This window comes from Enterobacter cloacae complex sp. P43RS (genome assembly GCF_014930585.1).
Classification (GTDB): Bacteria; Pseudomonadota; Gammaproteobacteria; order Enterobacterales; family Enterobacteriaceae; genus Enterobacter; species Enterobacter bugandensis.
The window spans coordinates 361280-374869 of the sequence record NZ_JADBRJ010000004.1 but is presented as its reverse complement, the minus strand read 5'-3'; the positions used below and the strand labels follow the sequence as shown (position 1 = coordinate 374869).

General features: G+C 54.9%; 11 protein-coding genes. 6 read left to right on the top strand and 5 right to left on the bottom strand.

Annotated elements, in window-relative coordinates; translation table 11 throughout:
• The first annotated feature begins 82 nt into the window (after positions 1-82).
• The gene (locus IM294_RS11015; protein ID WP_008501430.1) at positions 83-289 is read left to right on the top strand and encodes a DUF1107 domain-containing protein; all 207 of its coding nucleotides are present in this window, start codon (positions 83-85) and stop codon (positions 287-289) included.
• Between the two features lie 75 nt (positions 290-364).
• Here the strand turns inward: IM294_RS11015 and IM294_RS11010 are convergent, their stop codons facing one another.
• Positions 365-1702, bottom strand: a complete 1338-nt coding sequence (locus tag IM294_RS11010; protein WP_028015283.1) for a hemolysin family protein — start codon at positions 1700-1702, stop codon at positions 365-367.
• 211 nt (positions 1703-1913) lie between these two features.
• Entirely contained in the window at positions 1914-2555 is a 642-nt protein-coding gene (gene msrA / locus IM294_RS11005; protein WP_028015284.1) for a peptide-methionine (S)-S-oxide reductase MsrA, read from the bottom strand.
• A gap of 223 nt (positions 2556-2778) precedes the next feature.
• Here msrA and tamA point away from each other — a divergent pair, with 223 nt between their 5' ends.
• From tamA to IM294_RS10990, 3 genes are read left to right on the top strand one after another with little or no spacing between them, the layout of a single operon-like run.
• Positions 2779-4512 carry an autotransporter assembly complex protein TamA gene (gene tamA / locus IM294_RS11000; RefSeq protein ID WP_045259622.1) on the top strand — a complete coding sequence of 578 codons (1734 nt, stop codon included), beginning with the start codon at positions 2779-2781 and terminating at the stop codon, positions 4510-4512.
• Entirely contained in the window at positions 4509-8285 is a 3777-nt protein-coding gene (gene tamB, locus IM294_RS10995) for an autotransporter assembly complex protein TamB (protein ID WP_126817967.1), read from the top strand. Before tamA ends, tamB begins: the two co-directional genes overlap by 4 nt.
• Before the next feature lie 2 nt (positions 8286-8287).
• Positions 8288-8632 carry a gamma-glutamylcyclotransferase gene (locus tag IM294_RS10990; protein WP_008501424.1) on the top strand — a complete coding sequence of 115 codons (345 nt, stop codon included), beginning with the start codon at positions 8288-8290 and terminating at the stop codon, positions 8630-8632.
• 314 nt (positions 8633-8946) lie between these two features.
• Here the strand turns inward: IM294_RS10990 and IM294_RS10985 are convergent, their stop codons facing one another.
• The 3 genes from IM294_RS10985 to ppa form a co-directional block, all read right to left on the bottom strand.
• Positions 8947-9417, bottom strand: coding sequence for a hypothetical protein (locus tag IM294_RS10985; RefSeq protein WP_047366994.1), 471 nt, complete (start codon positions 9415-9417; stop codon positions 8947-8949).
• Complete coding sequence (locus IM294_RS10980) at positions 9414-9998, bottom strand: hypothetical protein (RefSeq protein ID WP_028015288.1); 585 nt, start codon at positions 9996-9998, stop codon at positions 9414-9416. The genes IM294_RS10985 and IM294_RS10980 overlap by 4 nt, the downstream gene beginning before the upstream one ends.
• A gap of 219 nt (positions 9999-10217) precedes the next feature.
• Entirely contained in the window at positions 10218-10748 is a 531-nt protein-coding gene (ppa, locus tag IM294_RS10975) for an inorganic diphosphatase (RefSeq protein ID WP_041911466.1), read from the bottom strand.
• A 309-nt stretch (positions 10749-11057) separates the two neighbouring features.
• Here ppa and ytfQ point away from each other — a divergent pair, with 309 nt between their 5' ends.
• Both ytfQ and ytfR read left to right on the top strand, forming a co-directional pair.
• Positions 11058-12014 carry a galactofuranose ABC transporter substrate-binding protein YtfQ gene (ytfQ, locus tag IM294_RS10970; RefSeq protein ID WP_126817966.1) on the top strand — a complete coding sequence of 319 codons (957 nt, stop codon included), beginning with the start codon at positions 11058-11060 and terminating at the stop codon, positions 12012-12014.
• Between the two features lie 65 nt (positions 12015-12079).
• Positions 12080-13582, top strand: a complete 1503-nt coding sequence (ytfR, locus tag IM294_RS10965) for a galactofuranose ABC transporter, ATP-binding protein YtfR (RefSeq protein WP_041911465.1) — start codon at positions 12080-12082, stop codon at positions 13580-13582.
• Positions 13583-13590 lie beyond the last annotated feature (8 nt).

The window sequence follows — 13590 nt, the reverse complement described above, 5'->3', positions numbered from 1 at the left end:
CATTGGGCATCAAAATTTGCGCTCAGGACAGTCGGGCCGATTGTGGCACCGCAAGAGCGTATGATTCGCAGGAGATACAAGAATGAAAATTTTCCAACGCTACAACCCGCTTCAGGTGGCGAAGTACGTGAAGATCCTGTTCCGTGGACGGTTGTACATCAAGGATGTTGGCGCTTTTGAGTTTGATAAGGGCAAGATCCTTGTCCCAAAAGTGAAGGACAAACAGCACCTGTCTGTGATGTCCGAAGTCAACCGTCAGGTTATGCGTCTGCAAACTGAGATGGCTTAACCAACGTGCTATGCAGTAGGTAGTTAAAAAGACGGCTCCCGATGGGAGCCGTTGATGTTTGTGGGGGCAGGAACGTTACGCCGACACCTTCTCTTCCGCGTCCGGCAGCTTCGGCACCAGTACGGTCGGCTTGTTGTCAATACGCGTCACCAGCAGCTGGTCGATGCGATAGTTATCAATATCCACCACCTCAAACTTGTAGCCGGAGAACTTCACCGAGTCGGTGCGTTTCGGGATTTTACGCAGCATAAACATCATAAAGCCGCCGATGGTTTCGTAGTTACCGGACTGCGGGAACTCGTCGATATCCAGCACGCGCATGACGTCTTCAATCGGCGTACCGCCGTCGATCAGCCATGAATTATCGTCACGCTGAACAATCTGCTCTTCCAGTCCCTGACCAACCAGGTCTCCCATCAGCGTGGTCATCACGTCGTTCAGCGTGATGATACCCACCACCAGCGCGTATTCGTTCATGATCACCGCGAAGTCTTCCCCGGCAGTTTTGAAACTTTCCAGCGCTTCGGAGAGCGTCAGGGTGTCCGGCACAATCAGGGTATTGCGGATCTGCACGCCGCTGTTGAGCGCCAGGCTCTGGTTTGCCAGCACGCGGTTCAGCAGGTCTTTGGAGTCGACGTAACCGATGATGTGGTCGATATCTTCATTACAGACCAGGAACTTGGAGTGAGGATGCTGCGCTACTTTGTTCTTCAGGCTCTGCTCATCTTCATGTAAATCGAACCAGATAATGTTTTCGCGGCCCGTCATGGAAGAGGGCACGGTACGGGATTCCAGTTCAAATACGTTCTCAATCAGCTCGTGTTCCTGCTTACGCAGCACCCCGGCCAGCGCGCCGGCTTCCACCACCGCATAAATGTCATCAGAGGTGATGTCGTCTTTACGCACCATTGGCAGCTTAAAGATGCGGAAAATCACGTTCGCCAGGCCGTTGAAGAACCACACCAGCGGACGAAACACGTACAGACAGAAGCGCATCGGGTTGATGATACGCAAAGCTACAGCTTCTGGCGCAATCATACCGATGCGTTTCGGGGTCAGGTCTGCAAAGAGGATGAACAGGCCGGTTACCAGCGAGAAGGAGAGAATAAAGCTCAGCTGTTCGGCAAGCTCAGCGGACATGTATTTGACAAAGAGGCTATAAAACGCTGGAGAAAAGGCCGCATCGCCCACGATACCGCCGAGAATGGCGACCGCGTTAAGGCCAATCTGCACCACGGTGAAGAACATGCCGGGGTTTTCCTGCATTTTCAGGATGCGGGTGGCATTGATGTTGCCCTCGTCGGCAAGCAGCTTCAGTTTGATTTTACGGGACGCGGCCAGCGAGATCTCAGATATCGAGAAAAATGCACTGACGGCAATAAGACAAAGTATTACTAAAATACTGTTTAACATAGTTTATCCGGCTTCTCGCCAGATCCTCAGAAGGGGAGTTGATACCATTTGTGTGAAAACACGTAGAACGTCAGCTCGTAGCGTTGAGCCGATTATTTCAGCGGTAGTATAGCGTAAAGAGATGTAAATCTGCCAGAGGTCACATTTTTGGCATAAAACAGACCGGACAGCGTGCGCTGTCCGGTACGGGTGACGATTTAACGGTTAATAATCAGGCCAGCTGTGGCGGCAGGCAGACGCCGATGCCCCCGATGCCGCAGTAGCCGTACGGGTTTTTGTGCAGATACTGCTGATGATCGTCCTCGGCATAGTAGAACGGCTTCGCGGTGGCGATTTCCGTGGTCACCTCGCGCGTATCGCCTGCTTCACGCATGGCCTGCTGGAAACGCTCAAGGCTGGCGCGCGCGGCGGCGTCCTGCTCAGGCGTGAGCGGATAAATGGCCGAGCGATACTGTGTGCCGTGGTCGTTGCCCTGACGCATGCCCTGCGCCGGGTCATGATTCTCCCAGAAGACCTGCAGGAGCTGTTCGTAGCTGATGACCGTCGGGTCATATACCACGCGGACCGCTTCCGCATGACCGGTTTCGCCGGAGCAGACTTCGCGGTAGGTTGGATTCGGCGTATAACCGCCCGTGTAGCCGGCCGCGGTGCTGTAAACGCCGGGCAACTGCCAGAAGAGGCGCTCAACGCCCCAGAAGCAGCCCATGGCGAACAGGGCGATTTCCATTCCATCAGGAACGTTGGTCATTGAATGGTTATTGACGGCGTGTAAGGTCGCCACAGGCATAGGGGTGTTGCGTCCCGGTAATGCATCAGCTTGTGAAACCAGATGCTTCTTGTCGAATAAACTCACGATGGGGCCTCCCGGGGTGCGATGTTTCGGTTAAGGTTGTCACGAAGCGTTTAATTGAACACAATAAATGCGCTGAATGAGACTAGATTTAATCATAAGAAATATTTGGGTGTTACACCCGTTTTCAACCCACGATTTGGGTTTTTGGCTTCCGGGCCGTATTTTGCCGCACGGCGGCACTTCATTTGCTTCCAGGGTGGAAAAGGGATATTCAGGAGAAAACGTGACAAAAATCCGCCAGTTATGTTTAGTCAGTGTATTGCTGACAAGCGGGGTTGCCAGCGCGGCGAATGTCCGTTTGCAGGTTGAGGGGTTATCCGGGACGCTGGAAAAAAACGTGCGTGCGCAGCTGTCGACCATCCAGAGCGATGAGGTGACGCCGGACCGGCGTTTTCGCGCGCGCGTGGATGACGCGATCCGTGAAGGGCTAAAAGCGCTGGGGTATTACGAACCCACCATTGATTTCGATCTCCGCCCGCCGCCAAAGAAGGGGCGTCAGGTGCTTATTGCCCGCGTCTCGCCGGGCGAGCCGGTGCTGATTGGCGGCACGAACGTCATCCTGCGCGGCGGCGCGCGTACCGACCGCGACTACCTGGACCTGCTCAGCACGCGGCCGAAAATCGGCACCGTGCTCAACCACGGTGACTACGACCACTTCAAAAAAGAGCTGACGAGTGTCTCCCTGCGCAAGGGCTACTTCGACAGCCAGTTCAATAAAAGCCAGCTGGGCATCGCGCTGGAGCGACGTCAGGCCTTCTGGGATATTGACTACGACAGCGGCGAACGCTACCGCTTTGGCGATGTAACGTTTGAAGGTTCGCAAATTCGTGAAGAGTATCTGCAAAACCTCGTGCCGTTTAAAAAAGGCGATTACTACCAGTCGAGCGATCTTGCGGAGCTGAACCGTCGCCTCTCCGCTACCGGCTGGTTTAACTCCGTGGTTGTCGCACCGGAATTTGATAAGTCTCGCAAAACCAAGGTGTTGCCGCTGCATGGCGTTGTCTCGCCGCGCACCGAGAACACCATTGAGACCGGTGTTGGCTACTCGACAGACGTCGGTCCGCGCGTGAAGACCTCCTGGAAAAAGCCGTGGATGAACTCCTACGGCCACAGCCTGACCACCAGCGCCAGCATTTCCGCACCGGAACAGCAGCTTGATTTCAGCTATAAAATTCCGCTGCTGAAAAACCCGCTTGAGCAATATTACCTGGTGCAGGGCGGCTTTAAGCGTACCGATTTGAACGATACCGAGCAGGACTCGACAACGCTTGCGGTTTCACGCTTCTGGGATCTCTCCAGCGGCTGGCAGCGCGCCATTAACCTGCGCTGGAGCCTTGATCACTTTACCCAGGCAAACGTCACCAACACCACTATGCTGCTTTATCCGGGCGTGATGATCAGCCGTACCCGCTCGCGCGGCGGCCTGATGCCAACCTGGGGTGATTCACAGCGGTACTCTATCGACTACTCCAATACGATGTGGGGCTCTGACGTCGACTTCACGGTGGTGCAGGCGCAAAACGTCTGGATCCGCACGCTGTATGACAAACACCGCTTTGTAATGCGCGGCAATCTCGGCTGGATTGAGACGGGGGATTTCGAGCGCGTTCCGCCGGACCTGCGCTTCTTCGCCGGGGGCGACCGCAGCATTCGCGGGTATAAGTACAAATCGATCTCACCTGAAAACGAAAAAGGCCAGCTGACCGGGGCATCCAAACTGGCGACCGGATCGCTGGAGTATCAGTACAACGTCAGCGGCAAGTGGTGGGGAGCCATGTTTGTTGACGGTGGTGAAGCGGTGAACGATATCCGCCGCAGCGATTTCAAAACCGGTGCAGGCGTGGGCGTACGCTGGCAATCACCCGTCGGGCCCATCAAGCTCGACTTCGCCGTGCCGGTGGGCGACAAAGATGAACACGGATTACAGTTTTACATCGGTCTGGGGCCTGAATTATGAGTTTATGGAAGAAAATAAGCCTCGGGGTGCTGATTTTTATCGTGCTGCTGCTCGGTACGGTGGCGTTTCTGGTGGGAACGACGACCGGGCTGCATCTGCTGTTTAACGCCGCGAACCGGTGGGTGCCGGGGCTGGAAATTGGTCAGGTAACGGGCGGCTGGCGCGACCTGCATCTGAAGAACATCCGCTACGAGCAGCCGGGCGTGGCGGTCAACGCCGGGGAATTCCATCTCGCGGTGAAGCTGGGCTGCCTGCGGGACAGCAAGCTCTGCGTGAACGATCTGTCGCTAAAAGACGTCAACGTGGCGATAGACTCAAAGAAAATGCCGAAGTCTGCGCCGGTTGAGGAAGAGGACAGCGGCCCGCTGAATCTCTCCACGCCGTACCCGATTGCGCTCTATCGGGTGGCGCTCGATAACGTCAATATCAAAATCGACGACACCACCGTTTCGGTGATGGATTTCACCTCCGGCCTGCGCTGGCAGGAGAAAAACCTCACCCTGACGCCAACCTCGCTGCAGGGGTTGCTGATCGCGCTGCCGAAAGTGGCGGACGTGGCGCAGGAAGAGATCGTCGAACCGAAGATCCAGAACCCGCAGCCGGAAGAGAAGCCGCTGGGCGAAACGCTGAAAGAACTCTTCTCGAAGCCTGTCCTGCCTGAAATGACCGACGTGCATCTGCCGCTGAACCTCAACATTGAGGAGTTCAAAGGCGAGCAGCTGCGCCTGACCGGCGACACCGATCTGACGGTCTTTAACATGCTGCTGAAAGTCAGCAGCATTGACGGCAACATGAAGCTCGACGCGCTGGATATCGATACCAACCAGGGCTCGGTGAACGCGTCAGGCAACGCCCTGCTGCGCGACAGCTGGCCGGTGGATATCACACTCAATAGCGCCCTGAATATCGACCCGCTGAAGGGCGAAAAAGTGAAGGTTAAAGTGGGCGGGGCGCTGCGCGAGAAGCTGGATATCTGGGTGAATCTCTCCGGCCCGGTAGACATGGCCCTGCGCGCGCAAACCCAGCTGGCGGAAGCCGGGCTGCCGCTCAATCTGGAGGTTGTCAGCAAGCAGCTTTACTGGCCGTTTACCGGCGAAAAACAGTATCAGGCCGACGATCTGAAGCTGAAGCTGAGCGGCAAGATGACCGACTACACGCTCTCGTTCCGCACTGCGGTGAAGGGGCAGGGCGTGCCCCCCGCGACCATCACGCTGGATGCAAAAGGCAACGAACAGCAGGTTAACCTCGACAAGCTGACCGTCGCGGCGCTGGAAGGCAAAACGGAACTGACCGCGCTGCTCGACTGGCAGCAGGCGATCAGCTGGCGCGGCGAGCTGAAGCTGACGGGAATTAACACCGCCAAAGAGGTGCCGGACTGGCCGTCGAAGCTGGACGGGCTGATCAAAACCCGCGGCAGCCTCTACGGCGGCACGTGGCAGATGGACGTGCCGGAAATCAAGCTCACCGGGAACGTGAAGCAGAACAAGGTGAACGTTGAAGGCTCGGTGAAGGGCAACAGCTACCTGCAGTGGATTATCCCGGGGCTGCACGTGGCGCTGGGCCGCAACACGGCGGATATCAAAGGCGAGCTGGGGGTAAAAGATCTCAATCTTGACGCCACCATCGACGCGCCGAATCTGGATAACGCCCTGCCGGGTCTGGGCGGTACGGCGAAAGGACTCGTGAAAGTGCGCGGCACTGTGGACGCGCCGCAGCTGCTGGCAGATATCACCGCCAACAATCTGCGCTGGCAGGAGCTGAGCGTTGCCCGCGTCCGCGTGGAAGGGGATGTGAAATCCACCGATCAGATCGGCGGCAACCTGAACCTGCGCGTGGAGCGCATTTCCCAGCCGGACGTGAACATTAGCCTGGTGACTCTGGACGCCAAAGGGAACGAGAAGCAGCATGACCTCCAGCTGCGCGTGCAGGGCGAGCCCGTCTCCGGCCAGCTTCACCTGACCGGCAGCTTCGACCGGAAGGAAACGCGCTGGAAAGGAACGCTGGACAACACCCGCTTCAACACCCCGGTGGGGCCGCTGGCGCTGTCGCGCTCCATTGCGCTGGACTACCGCAACGCCGAGCAGAAGATCAGCATCGGGCCTCACTGCTGGACCAACCCGAACGCGGAGCTGTGCGTGCCGCAGACCATTGATGCGGGGGCGGAAGGGCGCGCGCAGATCAACCTGAACCGCTTCGATCTGGCGATGTTGAAACCGTTTATGCCGGACACCACGCAGGCCAGCGGCGTCTTCAGCGGGAAAGCCGATGTCGCCTGGGACACCACCAAAGAGGGGCTGCCGCAGGGCAGCGTCACGCTTTCCGGGCGCAACGTGAAGGTAACGCAGGAGGTGAACGATGCGACGCTGCCGGTGGCCTTCGACACCCTGAATGTGAGTGCAGACCTGCATAACAACCGTGCGGAGCTGGGGTGGCTTATCCGTCTGACCAACAACGGCCAGATGGATGGGCAGATACAGATTACCGATCCGCAGGGGCGGCGCAATCTGGGCGGCAACGTCAATATTCGTAACTTCAACCTGGCGATGGTCAACCCGATCTTCGCCCGCGGGGAAAAAGCCGAGGGCATGGTGAATGCCAACCTGCGCCTGGCGGGCAACGCGCAAAGCCCTCAGCTGTTCGGCCAACTGCGGCTCAGCGGTGTGGATATCGACGGTAACTTTATGCCATTCGATATGCAGCCCAGCCAGATTGCGATGAACTTCAACGGCATGAGCTCGACGCTGAACGGCTCGGTATTAACTCAGCAGGGGCAAATCAACCTGAGCGGCGACGCGGACTGGAGCCAGCTCGACAACTGGCGCGCCCGTATTGCCGCGAAAGGCAGTAAGGTGCGCATCACCGTACCGCCAATGGTGCGCCTGGACGTCTCGCCGGACGTGGTCTTTGAGGCGACGCCAAGCCTCTTCACCCTGGATGGCCGCGTGGACGTGCCGTGGGCGCGCATCGTGGTTCACGAGGTGCCGGAAAGCGCGGTTGGCGTCTCCAGTGATGAAGTTATGCTCAATGAAAATCTGAAACCTGCCGAAGAGAAGAGCGCTGGCATACCGATTAATAGTAACCTTATCGTGCACGTGGGAAATAACGTGCGGTTGGATGCGTTTGGGCTGAAGGCGAGGCTCACGGGCGACCTGAAAGTGGCGCAGGATAAACAAGGGCTTGGCCTCAATGGGCAGATCAATATTCCTGAAGGGCGTTTCCATGCCTATGGTCAGGATCTGATTGTCCGTAAAGGCGAGCTGCTGTTCTCCGGCCCACCGGATCAACCGCTGTTGAACATCGAAGCGATTCGTAACCCGGAAGCGACGGAAAACGACGTCATTGCTGGCGTACGCGTCACCGGCTCTGCCGACGAACCGAAGGCGGAGATCTTCTCCGACCCGGCGATGTCGCAGCAGGAAGCCCTCTCTTATCTGCTGCGCGGACAAGGTCTGGACAGCGGACAAAGCGACAGTGCGGCGATGACCTCAATGTTGGTCGGTCTGGGGGTTGCACAAAGTGGGCAGGTTGTGGGTAAAATCGGCGAGACGTTCGGCGTAAGCAATCTGGCGCTGGACACCCAGGGCGTGGGTGACTCCTCGCAGGTGGTGGTCAGCGGCTATGTACTGCCGGGTCTGCAGGTAAAATATGGTGTGGGGATCTTTGACTCACTGGCAACACTCACGTTACGCTATCGCCTGATGCCTAAGCTATATCTGGAAGCAGTGTCCGGCGTAGACCAGGCACTTGATCTGCTCTATCAGTTTGAGTTTTAGCAATGCGAATATTTGTCTACGGCAGTTTACGAACCAGGCAAGGCAACAGTCACTGGATGACCAATGCCCAGCTACTGGGGAATTACAATATCGAGAACTACCAGTTGTACAGCCTGGGCCACTATCCAGGCGCGGTTCCCGGCGAAGGAACAGTACAGGGTGAAGTTTATCGTATTGATAATGCTACACTTGCCGAACTTGATGCCTTGCGCACCAGGGGCGGTGAATACGCTCGCCAGTTGATCCAGACACCGTACGGAAGCGCGTGGATGTATGTCTACCAGCGTCCGGTCGACGGGTTAACGCGGATTGTAAGCGGTAACTGGTTAGACAGAGACCAGTACTGAAAAACGACAACGCCACCGTGAGGTGGCGTTGTTTTTTTCACTTTCAATTCTCTTCTGTATCCCTGCGTCGGGTTAAAAAAAGAGGAACGAACAGCATGATGTATGGGGCAATAAGCCATAAAAAACACAAGGCGCGTGAACGGCCATAGTAGTTTATGCATCGCGTATTGCTTGATATGACGGGCAGGAAAAACAGTAAAAACAGCAAAATCGCATAATCGCTTCGATAAGGGATCCATAAGTAAAACAAAAACCAGGCAAGTTGGAATGTCAGGATGCAGAGATACTGCCATTTGCTGTCTTTGCCGTAACAGTCAAACGCCTTTATGTAGCCCATCTTTATGCTTTGAAGAAAGAAACTTAGCATGTATAACGCTCACGATCGCGACGGTCAGAAGCGTGCTCGTCAGCAACGCTCCTAAAAAATAGCTGTGGGTGATATCAGTAGCACCCGAGCTTAAAGTATGTAATTTACTATATCCTCTATCTACTGCAACAAAAAGCGTATATAGCCCGATGTTAATACAGAACTGAAGCAGACAAGAAGTGACAATATTCGCTGGAATTCTTTTTAATAGAGTGAGTAACGTATAAATAATACTTGCTGAAAGAGCGAAGTAAAGCCCGTTAAATAAACTGGATAGTAAGGAGCTGTTTATTTCGCTGAATATTAAATTATCGCTTCCATAATACCATGCCAGATATTGAGTATACGTACTTCTGCCAAAGATAAAGGAGGCAATAATAATGACGAGTAGACTTACGATATGGATTTTCTTACTCATAATTTTGCTCCCTTAGAAAGCAGTTCCTTCATCGTTTTACTGGCCTCCAGCTGATCTTTGATTATGGCAAGGTCACGATTGTTGTGATTATATTTTGCAATAGCGGTTGGCGTTCCTTTACCACCATTGTCCATAAAGAAGACAATATCCTTACGACCATAAAGAAGGACCTGTGGGATGGGATCACGCCCATAGCTCACCGCCTGAGGAAGGGAGTGAATAGACTCTGTCGTGAGGAAGCGAGGAATATTTTCATGCTCAATATTGCCTAAAGGTGTAGTGGCTACAAGAGAGCCGATAAAATCAGTCGTATACACTAACGTATCTGTATCTTTGGTCGTTACTTTCGAGCCCGTAAGATATTTTATCTGTTGCCAAAGTGTAATATCTTTTGGGGTAACCTTAACACCATCCATAAACATATCTTGCTTGCGTTTTAGCTGAATGACAGTGCGGTGTACCTGTGTCAAAGAGGGGCTGATTTCCCCAACGGAAGGCATAAGTCCATCGCGGGAATATAGCCTTTCAATAATAAAGTAAATTCCAGTTGGACGGGCAACATCAATGTTAATGGATGACATATGAATCCTGTAATCAATGGAGATTAATGCTCATTATGACAGTATGTGATTAATTGACAGCCTATTCAACCACTCCCACCATAAATGAGAGGGTGTCTTTGTTGTATTAACATGAAAGCCAAAGGGAATGGGATTTATCTTAAAAGCTAATGTATGCTGCTTTTAACAAAGATAAAAAAAGCCCCAGTATGCGGGGCTTTCATCAATCGACAGTAAGAATTACTTCTTAGCAGCGCGTTCGAAAGAGGCGATGATTTCTGCTTTCGCCGCTTCTGCGTTGTCCCAGCCGTCAACCTTAACCCATTTACCTTTTTCGAGGTCTTTGTAGTGCTCGAAGAAGTGGGCGATCTGCGCTTTCAGCAGCTCTGGCAGGTCATTCACATCTTTAATGTGATCGTACTCTTTGCTCAGCTTGGTGTGCGGTACCGCAACCAGCTTCGCATCTTCACCCGCTTCGTCAGTCATCTTCAGCACGCCAACAGGACGGCAGCGAATGACGGAGCCTGGCTGCAGTGGGTATGGCGTTGGAACCAGCACGTCAACCGGGTCACCGTCCAGAGACAGGGTGTGGTTGATGTAGCCGTAGTTGCACGGATAGAACATGGCGGTAGACATGAAACGGTCAACGAACAGCGCACCGGTGTCTTTGTCGATTTCGTATTTGATTGGATCTGCGTTGGCCGGGATTTCAATAACAACGTAGATGTCTTCTGGCAGTTCTTTACCCGCTGGGACGTTGAGTAAGCTCATGTCGGTGTCCTTTAAAATGGATGGTAAACAAGTGGCAGGTATTATAGCCAACTCACGCTGAATGTCTCCGCCTCTTTTCGCTTTCTCTCCCCGCAAGTCCCACTTTTCAGACCGTTTCCATGACAGGAAAATCCATAAACTCAGCCGCATTTTTAATGGTGAAATGAAAGCGATTACAAACTTGTGATTAACATTTTATTCACTTTCCTGAAGTGTGATGTAACGCAATTCGTTACATATTTCATTGGCTATAGTCATTTCGCAGAACATCTTTTAACCAACAATAAACACCCCTACGAGGACGCTCATATGTGGAAGCGCTTACTTCTTGTCACAGCAGTTTCGGCAGCCATGTCGTCTATGGCGATGGCCGCTCCCTTAACCGTAGGTTTTTCGCAAGTTGGCTCTGAATCCGGCTGGCGTGCGGCGGAAACCAACGTTGCGAAAAGCGAGGCTCAGAAACGCGGCATCACCCTGAAAATCGCCGATGGTCAGCAAAAGCAGGAAAACCAGATCAAAGCCGTGCGCTCGTTTATCGCCCAGGGCGTGGATGCCATCTTTATTGCACCAGTGGTGGCGACCGGCTGGGAACCGGTTCTGAAGGAAGCGAAAGACGCTGAAATTCCGGTCTTCCTGCTCGACCGTTCCATCGATGTTAAAGACAAATCTCTCTATATGACCACCGTCACCGCTAATAACGTGCTTGAAGGGCAGTTAATTGGCGACTGGCTGATTAAACAGGTCGACGGCAAGCCGTGTAACGTCGTTGAACTGCAGGGCACCGTCGGCGCGAGCGTGGCCATCGACCGTAAGAAAGGGTTTGCTGAGGCCATTGCCAAAGCGCCAAACATCAAGATTATCCGCTCCCAGTCCGGCGACTTTACCCGCAGTAAGGGTAAAGAGGTCATGGAGAGCTTTATCAAGGCTGAAAACAACGGCAAGAATATCTGCATGGTTTACGCCCACAACGATGACATGGCGATCGGTGCGATTCAGGCGATTAAAGAAGCGGGCCTGAAGCCGGGCAAAGATATCCTCACCGGCTCTATCGACGGCGTGCCGGACATCTACAAAGCGATGATCGACGGTGAAGCCAATGCCAGCGTCGAGCTGACGCCGAACATGGCGGGCCCGGCATTCGACGCGCTGGAGAAATTCAAGAAAGACGGCACGTTGCCTGAGAAGGTGACCGTCACCAAGTCCACGCTCTACCTGCCTGATACAGCGAAAGAAGAGTTAGAGAAGAAGAAAAATATGGGCTACTGATCCAGTGAAATTGCCGGGTGGCGCTGCGCTTACCCGGCCTACGGGAACGTGCCGGGGACGTGAATATGAAAACTGAACAACACCAGGAAATCCTCCGCACAGAGGGCTTGAGTAAATTCTTCCCCGGCGTAAAGGCGCTGGATAGCGTTGATTTCAGCCTGCGGCGCGGTGAGATCATGGCGCTGCTGGGCGAGAACGGCGCGGGAAAATCGACGCTGATTAAATCTCTGACCGGCGTTTATCACGCCGATCGCGGCACCATCTGGCTGGAAGGCAACGCTATTTCGCCAAAAAATACCGCCCACGCCCAGCAGCTGGGGATCGGGACGGTTTACCAGGAAGTGAACCTGCTGCCGAATATGTCGGTGGCGGACAACCTGTTTATTGGCCGCGAGCCACGCCGCTTTGGCCTGCTGCGCCGCAAAGAGATGGAGGCGCGCGCCACGAAGCTGATGGAGTCCTACGGCTTCTCCCTCGACGTTCGCGAGCCGCTGAACCGCTTTTCCGTGGCGATGCAGCAGATCGTCGCCATCTGTCGCGCGATCGATCTCTCTGCGAAGGTGCTGATCCTCGATGAACCCACCGCCAGCCTCGATACCCAGGAAGTGGAGATGCTCTTCACCCTGATGCGCCAGCTGCGCGATCAGGGCGTGAGCCTGATCTTCGTCACGCACTTTCTCGATCAGGTGTATGAGGTGAGCGACCGCATTACGGTGCTGCGCAACGGCAGCTTTGTCGGCTGCCGCGAAACCCGCGAGCTGCCGCAGATCGAGCTGGTGAAAATGATGCTGGGCCGCGAGCTGGAAACCAACGCGCTCCAGCGTGCGGGCCGCACGTTGCTGAGCGAAAAACCGGTTGCCGCGTTCAGCGATTACGGCAAGAAAGGCGTGATATCGCCGTTTAACCTTGAGGTGCGTCCCGGCGAAATTGTCGGGCTGGCGGGCCTGCTGGGCTCGGGCCGAACCGAAACCGCCGAGGTGATCTTCGGGATCAAGCCTGCCGACAGCGGCACCGCGCTGATCAAGGGCAAACCGCAAACCCTGCGATCGCCGCATCAGGCCTCCTGTCTGGGCGTTGGCTTCTGCCCGGAAGACCGGAAAACGGACGGCATCATTGCCGCCGCCTCGGTGCGGGAAAATATCATCCTGGCCCTGCAGGCCCAGCGCGGCTGGCTACGCCCGATCCCCCGTAAAGAGCAAAACGCCATCGCCGAGCGCTTTATCCGCCAGCTCGGCATCCGCACCCCGAGCGCGGAACAGCCGATTGAATTTCTCTCCGGCGGTAACCAGCAGAAGGTGCTGCTCTCCCGCTGGCTGCTGACCAAACCGCAGTTCCTGATCCTTGACGAGCCGACGCGCGGTATCGACGTGGGCGCGCACGCCGAAATTATCCGGCTTATCGAAACGCTCTGTGCGGACGGGCTGGCCCTGCTGGTTATCTCATCCGAGCTGGAGGAGCTGGTGGGCTATGCCGATCGCGTCATCATCATGCGCGATCGCAAACAGGTGGCAGAGATCCCGCTGGATAAACTGTCCGTTCCGGCAATCATGAATGCCATCGCGGCGTAAGGAGTGAA